We start from the raw sequence: 17,428 nt of genomic DNA on the forward strand, positions 1-17,428 counted from the left end.
GGGTGTTGTCTTGATTTTTGTTACGCTTGGAACACAAAAATTTCAGATGAACAGACTGGTTAAGGCGGTTGATGAACTTGCCGGCAAAAATATTGTTGGAGAAGAGATTTTTATTCAGACCGGTTCTTCAACATACAAGCCCAAGAATTGTAAGTATGTTGACTTTATTGATTCTGAGGAATATGCAAAAAAAATATCTGAATGCAGCATACTTATCACACACGCAGGGGTAGGAACCATAATTACCGGAACCAATGCCAAAAAGCCTGTAATAGTAGTTCCAAGGCAGAGCAAGTTCGGAGAGCACGTGGATGACCACCAGGGAGAGATAGCAAATGCTTTTTCATCAAAAGGATGCGTGCTTAGCTGCGAAAATGTTGATGAGCTTGGCGATTATATTGAAAAAGCAAAAACTTATGATTTTAAGCCTTATGAAGTAAAGGGCGGTAACATAGAAGATATAATACTGAATTTTATGGGAATGTTTGATTAAGGGTTTGGGATATGAACAGGAACAACAAGGGTGCTAATACTAATGTAATACAAATGTGTGTAGATATCTTTTTGATAGCTTTTGTTTATTTCATTGAAAAGATAGTCTATGGCAATTATTTGCGAGAGGGGACTTATCTGAAGTGTTTTGCTTTGGTAATTGTCTTCGGAGTCGTATATATCCTGGCTAATAAAGAAGCCAGGATTTATAATGTCACATTGTTTTTCTATATGGACAGATTTTGGAAGATACTTACCAAGTCATGGATTCTTGCATCTATAACAACAATAGTGTTTATGTATGTTTACAATCCGGGACTTGGAGCCAGAAGATTCCATTTGCATTACCTTTTGTTCACTTACATAGCAATATGCCTGAACATGATAGTGAGCAGATTCCTGCAGATGGTAACTACTACATACAAAGCGCCAAGAGCGGCGTATGTTGGCACTTTTGAGGAATTTGAGAAGTTTAACTATTTCCTGAATAAGACAAGCATGAAGATAGAAAATGTCGGATATATTTTGGAAAAAGGAGAACTAGAAAACAGAGTATTCAATGTTTTGGGAAATCTGTCAGATCTTGAAAATATTATCAGAAATTATGAGATTGATCAGATATATTTCATGCAGCATACAGATGATAATCTGGCGCAGATCCATGAGTATGTAGATATCTGTCTTGAAATGGGAGTCACAGTCAAGGTTGTTATCGATGCTGACGGACATCACCTTATGAACAGGCCAAACAGTTTTGTAAGCTCAGTTGGAACATATCCGCTTATCACATATCACACAGTAACCCTTAACACATATGAGCAGCTTGTGAAAAGACTTATGGATATATTCGTGAGCGTTGTAGGAATTATAATAACTTCCCCTATAATGCTGGCTACGGCAATCGCAATAAAGCTTGATTCAAAAGGACCTGTTTTGTTTAGGCAAAAAAGAGTCGGACAAAATGGAAGAACCTTTGAAATATATAAATTCAGAAGCATGTGTGTTGATGCAGAGAAAAAGAAGGAAGAACTTCTATCGCAGAACGAGATGGACGGGTTCATGTTTAAGATAAAAGATGATCCAAGAGTCACAAAGGTAGGCAGATTCATTAGAAAGACCAGTATTGATGAGCTTCCACAATTTTTTAATGTTTTAAAGGGAGATATGAGTGTTGTGGGCACAAGACCACCGACAGTAGATGAAGTATCAAAGTACGAGAGGGGACAGTGGCGCAGGATCAGCATTAAGCCGGGGATAACAGGAATGTGGCAGATCAGCGGTCGAAGCAATATCACAGATTTTGATGAGGTTGTTCAGCTTGATCTGAAATATATAGATAACTGGAGCATTTTAACTGATATACAAATAATACTAAAGACAGTAGGGGTTTTGTTCAAAAGAAAGGGAGCATACTAAGGGAGGCAAAGGAATGTTTGACAGAAGTGATGTTATAAAGTTGAAAAAAGACATTAATGTTACGGATCTTTCCGGTGAGAAAGTAATGATTGATTTTGATTCCGGGAAATACTTCATGATAAAGGGGTCAGGAAATGATATCTGGGACCTTATTCAGGAAGACATAACTGTTGAAGAAATCATAAAAAAGCTCTTGGCAGAATATGATGTGTCGGAAGAAGAATGTGAAAAATCAGTCCTGGAGTTTTTGGGGAAACTACAGGAATTTAGTTTTATCTGAATGTGGAAGTAGGGGAGATTTTAAATAATGCTAAAGATAATATTGCAGAATTTTCATTTGGAAAAAGTTTTTTGGATCATTATATCGAAATTGAAGTTTATAATTTTGGTTGGTCTTATATGCGGAGTCATAACCGGAGCAGTGTCTATGTTTATGCGCGAAGACACATATATGGCTCAAATATCTTTGTATGTGTATGCAAATCCTGATTATATCAATGATAATGGAATCAATATTTCTACTTCTGATATAACATCTGCATCAACACTTCTTAACAGTTATACCCAGATTCTAAAGAGTGACAGCTTTCTTAACTCTGTCATAGAAGAAGCTGAATTGAACACGGCATATTATAACGCCAATGTTCTGAGGAGGGAGATCACATCTTCTGCTGTGGGTGGAACTGCCGTGTTTAAAATTTTTGTATCTGACAGTAACCCCTATAACGCCATGCTGATTGCAAACACAATAGGTAAGCTCGCTCCTCAAAAAATAATCAGTATAGTAAAGTCCGGTGGCATTGAGGTGCTGGATGAAGCTGTTTTGCCGACTCAGCCTTCTGAATCAACTAACATAATTGTCTTTGCAGCTATTGGTGTTTTTGGAGGCGCAGTATTGGCTACACTTGTATTTCTTTTTATCGGATTTAGAGATACGAGGTACAGACGTGTCTATGAAGTTACTGACATGTTCAATATCCCGATACTTGGTACAGTTCCGCAAATTGATGAAAAGAAGGAAAACGGCGCACCAGATATTCTTCTCAATGAGAAAAGCCCTTTTGTTTTAAAGGAGGCATATAACGATATTCGCACAAACCTGGTCTTTGCGGGAAAAAATGAAAAGTGCCCTGTATTTGCAGTTACAGGTGCAGATTACGATGAAGGTAAAACTACAAGTAGTATTAATATAGCAATTGCTTTTTCCATGATGGGGAAGAAAACTCTCCTTATAGATGCTGATTTAAGAAACGGAAATATAGCGCAGGAGTTGAATATAGAACAATCTTCAGGACTTAGTGAATTTCTTTCAGGAAAAAAAGAAATCAGAATTGTTCCAAATGCACTAGAAAATCTGGATGTGATCACTTCCGGAGAATATCCGCTTAATCCCACAGAATTGTTGATTGGTAAAAAGTGGATGGGACTAATAAATGAGTTAAAAGAAAAGTATGAGATGATTATTATAGATACTCCTTCAATTGGAATAGTTACTGATGGAATAGAAGTAGTTAATGTAGCGACAGCCTTTATAGTTGTAATCAGAGAGTTACTTACCAAATTTGAAAGAGAAGAGATGATCATACGAAGACTTGAAGCTGTTGATGCCAATATATGCGGTTTTGTATACAACGGTATTTCTGTAAAATCAGAAGATTACAATCATAAAGATTATGTGAATGGTGGAGAGTATGGTAAGCGTAATAGTGCCGGTGTATAACACTGAGAAGTATCTTAGAAGATGCATGGATGCTTTAGTTGGACAGACGTTAGATCATGATCTTTTGGAGATTGTAGTAGTCAATGACGGGTCAACAGATGGCTCTCTTGAAATCCTGAATGAATACAGTGAGAAATATCCGCACATTGTAAAGATTTTTTCAAAAGAAAACGGTGGGCAGGCAAGCGCCAGAAATCTGGGGATAGAGAAAGCAAGCGGAGAATATGTAGGATTTGCGGATTCTGATGATCATGTTGATACTACAATGTTCGAGAAACTTTATAAAGCTGCTACAGATAATGATGCGGATATTGTGGAATGCCACTATCACAGTATGCTTGAGCTTACTGAAGATGGACCTGATGGATTGCCTCTATATAAGGAGATAGGAACAAGAGGAACTATCAAATCACATGGTGACAGCAGAGAACTATTTTTTGATCCTCAGGTATCGCCATGGAATAAGCTATATAAAAAGAAAATACTTATAGATAATAGTATCCGCTTTCCTGAAGGCATGATCTATGAGGATACAGCTTTTTATGTAAAAGTGCTTCCTTACATAAAGAAACAGATTTATGTTGATGAAAAACTTGTCTATTATAGCGTCAGAAAAAATTCTACGATGACTTCAAATCAAGGGAAAAGAGTTGGGGATATATTGTTGGTCATAGACGATATTTTGAATTATTACAAGGATAATGATTTATACAACTCTTATAAAGATGAACTTGAATATTTTTGTGTGAAAATACTATTTTGCAGTAATTTCAGCAGGATAGGAAGAGTGGAAAGCAACGATTTAAGAAAAGAACTTTTAAAAAAATCTTTTGATTATGCGAGATCCATATTTCCTGATTACAGGCAGAATAAGTATTTTACCGGAAAGATTGGGGTATATATCAAATCTGTAAACAGGTTGGATTATGGCATATATTCAAAAATATTATCAAAGGTAATGATCGGATGAATAGAAAAATATCTGTGGCCATAGCTACTTATAATGGCGAAAAGTATATATCAGACCAGCTAAAATCGATAATAGATCAGACAATGCCTGTGAATGAAGTAATAATTCAGGATGATATCTCAAAAGATAACACTGTAGCAGTAATAGAAAAGTTTATAGAGCAAAACAGACTGCAGGATAGATTCAAAGTGTCGGTCAATAAATGTAATCTTGGTTATGCATCAAATTTTATAACTGCTTTAAAACAAACAACAGGCGATTACGTCTTTTTTTGTGATCAGGATGATATCTGGATCAAAGATCGGGTGGAAAAGATGGTAGAAGTAATGGAAAACCACCCTGAGATTGGGCTTCTTGGATCTGAGTTTGAACCATTTAAAAGTACTTTGGATGCGCCTGACGTTCCGGCCTGGGAGCTAAAGAAATTCAAAAATGATGATAGTTTAGAAAAACTTGAGTTTAATTCTGAAAACATATTTATCGGATGCCAGGGCTGCACAATGTTGATGAGAAGAGAATTTCTGGACAGAATCAGCACCTATTGGTATGAAGGGTGGGCTCATGACGAGTATGTCTGGAAGCTTGCTCTTGCAGGTGATGAACTTTATTTCTTTCATAAGGTTACAATAAAAAGACGCCTTCATTCAGATAATGTAACGCTTCATAAGGAGCATGAAAAAGAAAAACGTCTCAAATACCTGACGGATCTGAAAAAAAGTCATGAGCAGACGATTTATTATTTGGATAAGGACTGCAGAGATGGGCAAAATGACGCAGAAATCAACAGAAGGATCAGTATTTTGAAAAAGCATGTATCAGCGACTGAAATGAGAGTTGGACTGATAAATGAAAGAAAACTGCTTAACACTTTTAGATTATTAGGATATGTAGATTGTTATCATAAGGCCAGATCAATACCTGTAGAACTATTGATGGCTTTTAAATAGAAAATGAGTAATATTAAGACTTTAAATAATGAGAAAAGTAAATATTTCAAGGCTCCAAGAGAACGGGTTATTTTTTACAGATGTTCTCTGTTATATATTTTTGCTTTATATATAATGCCACCATATTTTGGACTTGAAAATCCTCTGTTTGACCTGACTGTTGTCAGAGTTGTGATAATTGCTTTGTTATGTGCAATAGCCTTTGATTATCAAAGAAGTACTGATTTTGTTGATGTTGTACTTAAACAGAAGATGACATGGGTACTATTTCCGTATGTTTTTGTTGTTTTTTACACAATGGTGCTCAGGGTAGACTTCAATGCTTTTTTCAACCCATTTATTGACATTTTGTGCATGTACCTCTTGATATATGTGATCAAAGACTGCGTTGGAGTAGATAAAACGTTAAAGATGTTAATTGCGTTTTTGTATATTCTGGTCATTTTGGGGATAGAAGAGTCAATAACAACGGTATCGCCATTTTCATATCTGGTTACCCTTGATGGGATTTATACCGGACGATATATAAGAGGCGGGCATTATAGAATAATGGGAAATTGCATTCATTCACTTGGTTATGGACTACTGTTGATGAGTGCCATGCCTCTGGCAGGGTATGACATAAAAGAGAAAACCTTTAATGTCTACAGGAGGCCGCTATTACTGTTTGGCATTATTGCCAATGTTTTTTTAACAGGATCAAGATCAAGTCTTGGAGTTGTTTTTTTGTGCTATGGAATGATGTTTATTCTCTCTGACAGGAAATATTTAAAGAGAAATTGTCTGTATACTTTTGCGGGAATTATTGTAGGGGCAGGTATTATAGTCCTTCTGCAGCCTACAGGTGCAGGCAAATACATAATGCTTCAGATTACAAGTCTTGTAGATACGATCTTTAATACATCATTTTCAGTGAAGTATGGTGCAAACCTCGAGCAGCTTGGGCAAAGTGCTGCATATAGAGACTTGTTAAAAAAAGTATTTAAGGTTAAATGGCTTAATCCGGTTTTGGGGATAGGCAGGAAAAGAGCTTTCCTTTGCGAAATTGACGGACTTGTTGTTGCATCAATAGATAGCTTTTATATTGCCGATTATATCAGATACGCATACCCTGGAATGATCTCATACATTGTTTATCTTGTGTATATGGGTGTGGTGATGCTTAAAGATATGATAAGGACAAGGTCTGCACTCATAAGGACATTATTTATTGGGGCAGTGAGTTACTGTGTGCATCTGTATATTGCTGATTCTTTAATGACAATGAAGTATCTTTATGTACTGTTCACTATATATATATGCTGCGATAAAACACCGTATGTAGCTGCTGAAAAGTCAAGGTACTTTAAGAAGAGGAAATCCAGGTATGTTAAAAAGGGATAACAAGATTATAAACAGAGCAAAAGACGGAATGCTTCTGGGAACAATATATGATCAGATAATGCTTAAAGTAAAGTACAATGTGCCCAAAATGCATTTTTTGTATGGAGTTATGGTCGGGCAGAAGCACAGGATGCTTTACTATAAGAAATTCAGAAAAAAATATTATTCTAAATGTATTTTGGAGAGACCCTGGGAGATGCGTGCAAAAGAAAATAAAACTGACGTTGTGTGGAGTTTGTGGCTTCAGGGAATTGATAATGCTCCGGATATAGTAAAGAAGTGCGTTGACAGTCAGAAAAAATATATGCCTGACAAGAAAATAATTGTTCTGGATGAATCTACTATTCATGATTATGTGACGCTTCCTGATTACATAGAAAAAAAGTGGAAAGAGGGAATAATTGGAAATGCGCAGTACAGTGATCTGGTAAGGAATGAACTCCTGATAAAATATGGAGGATATTGGATTGATTCGACAGTCCTGCTTACTGACAACAAAATCATAAGATATATCGATTCAGTACCTTTTTTTATGTTCAGTTTCTATTATTTTGGTTTCAATCCCGAGATAATGCAGCTTAATAACTGGTTCATACACAGTACGACCAATAACAATATTATTTGCCTGCTTCAAAAGATGCTTTTGGAATATTGGAAAGATCATGACAGATGCGTAAACTACTTTATTTATCAGATCTTTGAATCTATAGCAAATGAGTTCTATTTTGAAGAATTCAGGCAAATGCCTGTTTTAAGTCAGGCACAGGCACATTTGCTCGCATCATATATATACGATGATTTTGATGAATTCAAATATGACTTTTTGAAAGAAACAACAGGCGTACATAAGCTTAGTTACAGATTTGACCAGAAGAGATTAAAGAGGGAAGGAAACTTCTATGATGTCGTTATCAACAAAGGAAATTACTGATGCCAGGAAATTAATAAATATAATTCCGGAAGAGGGAAACCGAATACCTAAGATAATCCATTATTGCTGGTTTGGAGGCAAACCACTACCGGAGGATCTGAAAAAATGCCTTGATACATGGGAAAAGCTTCATGGATATACCATCATGAGATGGGATGAATCAAACTGCACTTTTGATGAAAATGATTTTGTAAGGAATACATATAAAGACGGTCAGATAGGATTTATAGGTGATTATTACAGAGCGAAAGCAGTTTATGAATATGGTGGCATATATCTTGACACAGATGTAAAAGTAAAGAAAAGCTTTGATCCCCTGTTAAAGCATAAAGCTTTTTTAAATTTCATCTTTGATTGTTCTGTTGGCACGGCAATAATAGGAAGTGAAAAGCACAATCCATTGTTTAAGGGAATCATGGATATGTATGATAACACGGTGTTTTTACCTGATGATGGCAGTATCAGTAAAAAATCATTCGAGTGCAAAGACGGAAAGATATATGTTCATGGATATGCTACCAGCAATTATTACTATACATATTACATACTCAAGCATTACCCGCAGTTTATGTTAAACAACACCTTTCAGGATTTAGGTGATTTTGTCATTTATCCTAAAGAATTATTTGAAATCGGAACACTGACAGGACGTCACTTCGCAATACATTTGAATGCAGGTGTGTGGAGGTTGAAAGGTAGTGATGGCAGAAATGCCAAGAACAAGATAAAGGAATTAATAAGCCGCAATGAGAGAGTATTCGATTTTGTTCAGATTCTGGTCAGAAGAAAAAGATATCGCATTTTGAATAAGAGTATTCCATTTTATGAGTATTCTATCGCTCAAAAGAATGGGGATGCTCTACCGGAGCTTTGACAATGATAAATGAATTTGCAAGATATTTCAGATGGCTTGTGATTGAGCAATTAGGCGGGCTGTATATAAGTCAGTTTCAATTTTTATTTATAATACTATGTTTGTTCATCATAGTGCCGGGATATGTTTTTCATGTGAAAAGAAAAGTTCCGTGGTCAAAAGTATTTCTCGTGTTTTTTACTGTGTATTATTTAGGAGTAATATTGCTGATCGCGATAATAAGACGTGAACCGGGGTCAAGGAATGGAGGAATCGGGGTGTATTTTAACCTTGGTATTTCTCGTGGACACATATATTCATATATGTATACGGTTTATAGCCTGCTTAATATAGCTTTGTTTTTTCCGTGGGGACTATTGATTGTTTTATATAGAAAAAAAGATCCTTTGTTTCGTGCGGTGATCATGACAGTGCTTGTGGGCTTTATTACGAGTTTTGGGATAGAAATATTGCAGGCTTTGACAGGACGAGGAATTTTTGAGCTGACAGATCTTTTTACAAATGTTACAGGGACATTTGCCGGAGCTATGATCGGTGGAGTAATACAACGTTTTAGTATGAGGGTAAAGAAAAAAAATGAGTTTTCTGAATAAAAAAAGAGATGACAAACCGGATAAAAAGCTTGAGAAAAAGGATATTGCAATAATCATATTAAGCGTATTATCACTGATACTTTTAATAATTATTGTCTGTTTTTCAAAGCAAAGAGACAGGCAAATAGCGGAGTATCTGCAGGAAAATAAGGATTTTACAACTGATGATGTGCTTGTGTCAAACAGTCATACACTTGAAACTTATATTGTTATATCTGAAGTGAGCCCTGAAAAGTGGGTTGAATTATATAATTCGGGAACAGAACCGCTTGATATTTCCGGAGTGGAAATTTATCTTGGCGATAAGAAAATTGCTGCTATAAGTGATGATACATCATTAAAAAAAGATCAGTATTATGTGGTGGATGTCAGTGTTAATCCCTGCGCCTTAGACAAAAATGTATTATTTTTAAAAAATAAGGATGGCAAGGTAATAAAAAGTATTCTGGTTCCCAAAACTCCGACTGAGAAAAGTTATGGATGTGTGATGGATGAAAATAATACCTGGGGATATTTATCATCTACAAAAGGAAAGGCTAATTCTGATAAGGACATTGAATATGCTAAATATAACGGGATTAGTTTTTCAACACCGGGGGGATTTTACAACGGAAGCTTTTTGCTGACACTTTCTTGTGATGAAGGAGAAAAAATATATTACACAACTGATGGAACTACTCCTACAAAAGATTCAGCAGAATATTCAGGTCCTATTAAAATTACGAATCAGTCTGGCTCGAAGTACAAATATGCTGCTCTTGCAATGGAGTATAAAGCCAGCGAAGGTTATTTTCCGGAATCAGTGGATGCAGGCCTTGTTGTGAGAGCAATAGCTGTAGATGCAAAGGGAAATGTCACAAAAGAGGCCACTCAAAGTTATTATGTGGGACTTAAACAGGACAGCGACTATACAGACATACCGGTCTTATCTATATGTACTGATCCAGAAAATCTATTTGATTACGAAAATGGAATATATGTCTCTGGAAGAACCGGAGAGGATGCTCTTATACAGGAACTTGGGGCCAAATATGGCAATTATTATAACAAATGGAAGAAACCGGCGATAATAGAGTACTTTGAACCTAGTAAAGATAAGACATTTGAGATCAATTCTGATATAAGCATTATCATAGATGATGTTACATTCACAAAGCAAAAAAATATAAGGATTTCAATGGATAAGCAGGAGAGTTCTATTTATGAAGGATCTTCAGCCATTGATCACATTACAGATTCAGGAGAGATTGTCCTTGTTCAGGGCGGGGTTGATAATGATCTGAAAATAAGAAGTTATCTGCTAAGCAACCTGGCAGATGGTCTCAGCATTGCAACCTATAACTATTCTCCATGTTCTTTGTTTATAGATGGGGAATATTGGGGACTATATTTCTTTAAACCGGACTATGACATTAAATATATACAAAACAGATATAATCTTGGAGATCAGGAGATAATCATACGAGATTGGAAGGGATATAATTCTGATTTTGAACTCCTTGTTAATTATGTCAGGAATACGGATCTGTCAGTGGAAGCAAATTACAATGAAGTCAAAACAATGATGGATGTTGAAAACTATGCAGAGTTTATCTGTTACAACATGTATGTGGGCAATTATCCATTTGCTCCCAAGGACAGCGCAGCATGGAAAACTGCATCTTCCGATGGAACAGGGTATGCAGACGGAAGATGGAGGTTTATGTGCGAGAGTCTCCAAAATACGTTGGGAATTGATCAATATCATACAGCGTCAATTGATTCATTTATACAAATGGGAATGCAAAGAGATGTGTTTTTGCAGTCTCTTCTTATGAATGATGAATTTTGTAACTTGCTGGTAAGCAAGATGAATACACTTAGTAGTACAAGTTTTAGCGAAGAAAAATGGACGGTAACATTAGAAAATGCTGTTTCACTTATAAAGAAACCGGCAATTGCTTCAAAAAACAGATTTTTTAGTAAAGGGACCGAAGCCAGTTATAACAATTCGCTTGAATATGTGACAGATTTTTTGAGCACAAGAAAAGATTACATATTGCAGTATACAAAAGAAATTGCAGAAAAAGGCGGCGATGTAGCTGCTGCACTGGAACTTGAGCGAATCAATGAAGAAAAAGAAAAGGCTAAAAATATGAATAATGCGGAGACTGATGAGGAGAATCTGACAGATGAAGCAGGTATTGATGCCGAAACAGAAACAGGTGGGGAGAATTTGCAGCAGAGTGAAACCGGAGAAGATGTAGGAGTTGAAGTAAATGGTTAATAGTATATCCATAAGAAAGTGTGCAAGAAATCTGATCAGGGGCTCACTTTACAACGAGGTGGTTGATGACCTGCCGGAGGACATAACAATAGATGAAATTATAGATATTGGAATCAGAGGACAGATGGATTATCTGTTTATGAAATCACTGATCAGTCTGGCAAAATTGAAGCCTGAACTTGATCAGATAAAGAGGAGTCTTGCCGGAAGTACATTTAAAACTTTTTTGCAATGGAACTCAATAAATGAAATCAGCAATGCTCTTGAACAGGGAAAAGTTCGGCATCAGTTTTTAAAAGGAAGTATCCTGAAAAGGATGTATCCTTCCCCTGAAATGAGAGATATGAGTGATATAGACATAGTTGTTTATGATGATGATCTGGAAAAAGCGGAAAAAATTCTGGAGAGTCTTGGGTATACGAATCATGGTCTTATCAAACATCATGTTATTTTTTCAAAGGGTTCAGAAATAATAGTTGAAATGCATTGGAGTCTTTATGACAAAAATGTTGATTACGTACAAAATCAGTACTTTGATAAATCATTTAAAGCTAAATTGAAACCCGGTATGAATTATACATATGAGTTTGCTGATGAAGATTTTTACATTTATATGATTGCTCATATGGCAAAACATTTCTTTGAAACTGGTTGTGGTATAAGGAATCTGGTAGATATATACATTTTCTGGAATGCTAAAGGTGAGTCTTTGGACAAGAAATATATCCAGGCAGAGCTTAAAAAGTGCGGCATTTTGAGCTTTGAAAAAAATATGAAAGCACTTGCATTCATTTGGATGGATGACAAAGAGTTTTCACCATTTTATGAAAATCTGTTTTCTTACATGGTGGAATGTGGAATTTACGGAAAAGCAGAAAATGGTATCTGGGGACAACTTGCAAAAGAGATATCTGCAGATGAAAAAGGCAGCACGAGATTACATTATTATTTTCCTTCAATCAGTTTTATGACTGAAAAATATTCATGGTTGAAGAAGGCACCTTTTCTCTTGCCGCTTGCATGGGTGATAAGAGGAGTATCAGGTGCATGTAATAAGAGCTCAAGGATTCATGCCTCAAGATTTAAAGAAGCTGATAAAGAGGAGCGGGAGAGAATGCTTGAAATCTATTGTAAGCTTGATCTAAATTTTAGAAAGCAGAATAGAGCATAGCATTGGAAGTGAAAAAATGAGTGTCAGTAGAACAAAACGAACAGCAGAAAATGCAATAATGGGGTTTGTATACCAGTTTATTACCATGATTCTTGGTTTTGTCTCAAGAGTTGTTTTTTTAAGAACGATTGGAGTTGAGTTTCTTGGATTAAATGGTATTTTTTCTGATGTTCTTAATCTTTTATGCCTGGCAGATCTGGGCTTTTCAACTGCTATGTCATATAGCTTTTATAAACCCCTTGCAGATGGCGATGAAGAAAGGATAACGGCACTTGTTGCTTTTTACAGGAAGTTATACAACATTGTGGCTTTAATAGTCCTTGTATGTGGTCTTTGCTGTATTCCATTTTTAAAAGTAATAGTGAATGTCCAAAACGATATCAGGTATTTGGAGATTTATTACTTATTTGCCCTTGCTAATGTTGTTACATCCTATCTTTTTGTTTATAAGACTACCCTTTTGACCGCTGATCAGAAAGACTACATGGTCATAAGGATCAGAATGGTAATCAACATTACAAAAGTTCTGCTGCAGATACTGATTTTGATCGTATTAAAAAGCTACATGCTTTATCTGGCAGCAGATACACTGATGGTTATAGCCAACAATATCATTGCAACCAGAAAGGCCGAGAAAGAGTATCCATATATAAGGAACTTGAAGGACAAGAGCGTAGAGGATGTAAGTCTTAAAGAAAAAATTGTTGAAAATATGAGGTCTGTATTTATTTACAAGGTTTCAACAACAGTTTTCTCAGCCACAGACAATATTATTATTTCGATGGTGGTAAGTACCGTAGCAGTAGGAATGTTTGGAAATTATCTTATGCTGAGTCAGAAGCTTCTTTTGATGGAGCAGATCCTCTTTTCCTCAATGACTGCAAGTATTGGTAATGTAATAGCAAAAGAAAATGATAAAAAGCGATATGAGGTATTTAAATCTATCCAGTCAATAAGTTTGATCTTATGCGGTGTAATAACAGGTTGCTACTTTTTACTGGCTGATGATTTTGTCAGGTTGATATTTGGACAGGAGTTTACATTACCGACCGTAGTTGTCTGTGCTGTTACTGTCAATGCTTATTTTTCCTGTGCACTACAACCATTGTGGCTGTACAGAGATGCAACAGGATTATACAGAAAGACCAAGTATATCATGCTTATAGCAACAATAGAGAACATAGTACTATCAGTTGTTCTGGGGCATGTTTTGGGAATTGCGGGAGTCATCTTTGCCTCTGCCATTGCAAGACTTACAACCTATTGCTGGTATGAACCCAAGATATTATTCAAAGAGTATTTTAATGAATCTGCTTTAATTTATTATCGTGATATAGCTGTAAATGTTATTTTGTGTATTTCTGCAATTGCTGCTTTGAGTCTTGTTACATCATGGATACAGGTTACGGGAATAATAATGCTGATAATAAAGGGAGGAATAGTAGCTTGTCTTAGCTTTGCATTTTTTATCGGCGTTTATTTCAATTCAGACGGAGCACAAGGCATAATTGCCAAGATAAAAATGATGATAAGAAGGTAACAGGATAGGTTTTATGAGTGATATTGTAAGTGTGATAGTCCCTGTTTATAAAGTTGAAAACTATATAAGAAAATGTGTTGACTCAATACTTTGTCAGACTTACACAAATCTGGAAGTGATGCTTGTGGATGATGAGTCTCCTGACAGATGTGGAGATATTTGCGATGAATATGCTAAGACAGATAAAAGAGTGAGGGTTATTCATAAGAAAAACGGGGGCCTTTCAAGTGCAAGAAATGCAGCTTTGGATGAGCTTAGTGGAAATTGGGTGCTTTGTGTTGACGGGGACGATTACATTCATCCGAAGATGGTAGAAAAGCTTCTTGATGCTGCCCTGCGGCATGATGCGGATATTTCTATTTGCTGTCATTACGAGGATGACAATAATAAATTGCTTATTACCAATAAGATATATGATGAGGCCAGAGTGTGGGACCGTCATGATGCTCTAAAAAAGCTTGTTGATGATGATGATATCAAAAGTTATGCATGGGGGAAACTCTACAGGGCTGAGCTTTTTAATGGCGTAAGGTATCCTGAGGGAAGAAATTATGAGGATATTGCGACAACGTATTACTTGTTTGATAAGGCAAAGAGAGTTGTAAAAATTCCGGACTTTTTATATTTCTATCTAATCAGAAGTGACAGCATTTCATATAATGCGACTACACAGAGCTGGCACAAAGGGTGCCATGCTTCATGTATTGGTCAGGAGGAAAGAGCAAGATATTTTAAAGAAAAGGGCTATAAAGATTTATACGAGCTGTCTTTATCTAAACTTCTGCCTTATGTTTTTTCTGATATAAGGAGCGGATATTGTGCCGGTGCAAAAGAAAATGTGAAATATGCAAAGCATATGCTTAAAGACTATAAGACAGAATTTTTAAAGAATTCGCTTATATCTGATAAAGACAAAAAGATCATAGATGTATATCTGAAAGATGAAATTTTCTTCAATGGTTATATACAGGGAAAGGAAGTAGTAAAGTTTACTGCAAAAAAGCTTAAAAGAGTAAAACAAAAATTACTTCCTCAGAAAAAAACACGAGATTTTTCTCTGACTGGAGATAAAAAAATCAGGATAGTGTATTTTGAACTGCCTTGCTTTGATAATTTGGGTGACCATGCCATTGCATATGTTACAGAAAAAAAATTAGCAGACTTTTGCAATGAGAATGAAGATTATGAACTTTTTGTAGTAGATGGATGGAATACTGAGGATGATTCCAGGTCTTTAAAAAAGTACATAACAAAAGAAGATATTATTATATGCCAGGGCGGCGGTAATTTTGGCAACCTGTATTCCTTTGCTGAGGATTTTAGAAGGATTGTTCTTAAGTCATTTTTTAATAACAGAATCATCATAATGCCGCAAACTATCCACTACACTGATGATGAAGATGGACAAAAAGTGCTGGCAATTGATAAGAAAATAATATCAAAATGCAAAAATATCACTATTTTTGCCCGGGATTATAAATCAAAAGCAATTATGGAGAAATACTTTAATTGCAATATAGAGTTTTTGCATGACATTGTATCTGAGTTTGACGTTTCTCCTATAAATAAGACGCGTGATGGAATTCTTATTTGCTTAAGATCTGACAAAGAAGGGACACTTTCTTTGGAAGACAAGCAGGAAGTTATGCGTTTGTGCGAGGAAAATAATGAAATATTTGTAACAGACACATGTATTAAAAGAGATTTAAATTCATCAAAAAGGGAAGAGGTATTAAATAAGAAACTGGAAGTCTGGGGAAGTAAAGAGTTTGTCGTAACAGACAGATTGCATGGAATGATCTTCAGTTTGATCACAGGCACACCATGCATTGTCTTTGGAAACAATCACCATAAGGTTTACGAGACTTTCAAAACTTTTGAAGATTGTGGATATATTGAATATGTTGATTCTGTAGAATCATTCAGGCAGGCTTTTATCAAAATGCAAAGAGTAAAGAATAATACTTACACAAAGGCAGATTACTCAGGGGATTTCACAATTCTTAAAGCGAAGATATTAAACAATGGGGAATTTTAGAATTTTAAAAAGATATGTATTTATATTTATCAGAAAAATAGGCAGGGGAGTTTATAAGAAAAGAATATGGCTTATAAGCGACAGAGAGATGAGTGCAGGCGACAATGGAGAAGCTTTTTTTAAATATCTTCAGGATAAAAAGGTTGACTCCGTATTTGCAATCAGTAAGAAATCTGCTGATTATGAGAGACTGAATAAAATTGGAAAAGTAGTTGATTATGGTTCTTTGACACATAAGTTTCTATCCTGCATATCAGAATGTCACTGCAGTTCACAACTTCTCCATATGGAGAATCATTGTGAAACGAAGCAGATTTTTCTTCAGCATGGAGTAGCAGCTCATGACCTTTCAAAAATGTTAAAAGAGGTTGCTCATAAGAACTTTTATGTCATTACCTCCGGGAAACAGGAATATGAGTATATGCTTAAAAGTAACCGACAGATTGATGCAAGTCATCTATGGTTGACCGGGCTTCCAAGATTTGATCTTCTTGAAAGCAGATCAAAAAAAATGATCGGAATAGCATTTACCATGCGTCATAAGCTGTTAGGCCAAGACCCCAAAAAGGTTATGGATACTGAGTATTTCAGAACTATAGGTCGACTGTTTGAAGATCAGGAAATCAGGAGTTTTTTAGCATCTAACGGGTATGAACTGAGGATTAAGATGCATCCTGAAATGGAATACTTTGAAGAATATTTACCTGCTGTGGTAAAGGAAAAGATATACAGGGGAACATATCAAAGTTTCGTTGAAGAGTCCATGCTTCTTGTAACGGATTATTCATCTATAGCCTTTGATTTTGCTTATCTTGGAAAGGCTGTTATTTATTATCAATTTGATGATACTTATTATGACAATCCATATACATCAAAGGGCAAATATGATTATGAAAACGGATTAGGGCCGCTTACCATTGATTATGATGCTTTTTTGGATGTACTTAAAAAAATGGTTTTAAACCAATGCAAATTGGAAGAAAAATACAGACAAAGAGCAAAAGAATTTTTTGCATATATGGATAGAAGCAATTGTCAGAGAGTTTATGAAAAAGTTAAAAGTGTAATTTAGATAAACGCTATGGGG

At 35.7% G+C, this 17,428-nt stretch carries 15 protein-coding genes; all 15 read left to right on the top strand.

The features are described from left to right. Positions 1–10 precede the first annotated feature (10 nt). The 15 genes from pssE (at position 11) to C4S54_RS11555 (ending at position 17,413) form a co-directional block, all read left to right on the top strand. Positions 11–493, top strand: a complete 483-nt coding sequence (gene pssE / locus C4S54_RS11485) for a PssE/Cps14G family polysaccharide biosynthesis glycosyltransferase (RefSeq protein ID WP_103869663.1) — start codon at positions 11–13, stop codon at positions 491–493. A gap of 11 nt (positions 494–504) precedes the next feature. Beyond that, positions 505–1,908: a sugar transferase gene (locus C4S54_RS11490; RefSeq protein WP_103869664.1), complete on the top strand. Its 1,404-nt coding sequence runs from the start codon at positions 505–507 to the stop codon at positions 1,906–1,908. A gap of 13 nt (positions 1,909–1,921) precedes the next feature. Then, the gene (locus C4S54_RS11495) at positions 1,922–2,188 is read left to right on the top strand and encodes a lasso peptide biosynthesis PqqD family chaperone (RefSeq protein ID WP_103869665.1); all 267 of its coding nucleotides are present in this window, start codon (positions 1,922–1,924) and stop codon (positions 2,186–2,188) included. 27 nt (positions 2,189–2,215) lie between these two features. Next, complete coding sequence (locus tag C4S54_RS11500; protein WP_103869666.1) at positions 2,216–3,628, top strand: polysaccharide biosynthesis tyrosine autokinase; 1,413 nt, start codon at positions 2,216–2,218, stop codon at positions 3,626–3,628. Then, positions 3,600–4,598, top strand: coding sequence for a glycosyltransferase (locus C4S54_RS11505; RefSeq protein ID WP_103869667.1), 999 nt, complete (start codon positions 3,600–3,602; stop codon positions 4,596–4,598). Before C4S54_RS11500 ends, C4S54_RS11505 begins: the two co-directional genes overlap by 29 nt. Further along, positions 4,595–5,545, top strand: a complete 951-nt coding sequence (locus C4S54_RS11510; RefSeq protein ID WP_103869668.1) for a glycosyltransferase — start codon at positions 4,595–4,597, stop codon at positions 5,543–5,545. Before C4S54_RS11505 ends, C4S54_RS11510 begins: the two co-directional genes overlap by 4 nt. Positions 5,546–5,548: 3 nt before the next feature. Continuing rightward, a complete protein-coding gene (locus C4S54_RS11515; RefSeq protein ID WP_103869669.1) occupies positions 5,549–6,928 on the top strand; it encodes a hypothetical protein in 1,380 nt (459 codons plus the stop codon). Next, a complete protein-coding gene (locus C4S54_RS11520; protein WP_103869670.1) occupies positions 6,912–7,859 on the top strand; it encodes a capsular polysaccharide synthesis protein in 948 nt (315 codons plus the stop codon). The genes C4S54_RS11515 and C4S54_RS11520 overlap by 17 nt, the downstream gene beginning before the upstream one ends. Further along, entirely contained in the window at positions 7,828–8,733 is a 906-nt protein-coding gene (locus C4S54_RS11525) for a glycosyltransferase family 32 protein (RefSeq protein ID WP_103869671.1), read from the top strand. The genes C4S54_RS11520 and C4S54_RS11525 overlap by 32 nt, the downstream gene beginning before the upstream one ends. A gap of 134 nt (positions 8,734–8,867) precedes the next feature. Then, positions 8,868–9,326: a VanZ family protein gene (locus tag C4S54_RS11530; protein ID WP_160110754.1), complete on the top strand. Its 459-nt coding sequence runs from the start codon at positions 8,868–8,870 to the stop codon at positions 9,324–9,326. Then, entirely contained in the window at positions 9,310–11,592 is a 2,283-nt protein-coding gene (locus C4S54_RS11535; RefSeq protein ID WP_103869673.1) for a CotH kinase family protein, read from the top strand. The genes C4S54_RS11530 and C4S54_RS11535 overlap by 17 nt, the downstream gene beginning before the upstream one ends. Continuing rightward, positions 11,585–12,763: a nucleotidyltransferase domain-containing protein gene (locus tag C4S54_RS11540; protein ID WP_103869674.1), complete on the top strand. Its 1,179-nt coding sequence runs from the start codon at positions 11,585–11,587 to the stop codon at positions 12,761–12,763. Before C4S54_RS11535 ends, C4S54_RS11540 begins: the two co-directional genes overlap by 8 nt. Positions 12,764–12,779: 16 nt before the next feature. Beyond that, a complete protein-coding gene (locus C4S54_RS11545; protein WP_103869675.1) occupies positions 12,780–14,303 on the top strand; it encodes a lipopolysaccharide biosynthesis protein in 1,524 nt (507 codons plus the stop codon). A gap of 13 nt (positions 14,304–14,316) precedes the next feature. Then, positions 14,317–16,341, top strand: a complete 2,025-nt coding sequence (locus C4S54_RS11550) for a glycosyltransferase (RefSeq protein ID WP_103869676.1) — start codon at positions 14,317–14,319, stop codon at positions 16,339–16,341. Then, positions 16,328–17,413, top strand: a complete 1,086-nt coding sequence (locus tag C4S54_RS11555) for a CDP-glycerol glycerophosphotransferase family protein (protein WP_103869677.1) — start codon at positions 16,328–16,330, stop codon at positions 17,411–17,413. Before C4S54_RS11550 ends, C4S54_RS11555 begins: the two co-directional genes overlap by 14 nt. The last annotated feature ends 15 nt before the right edge of the window (positions 17,414–17,428 follow it).

Origin of the sequence: Butyrivibrio sp. Su6 (assembly GCF_900108105.1) — a bacterium.
Taxonomy (GTDB): domain Bacteria; phylum Bacillota; class Clostridia; order Lachnospirales; family Lachnospiraceae; genus Butyrivibrio.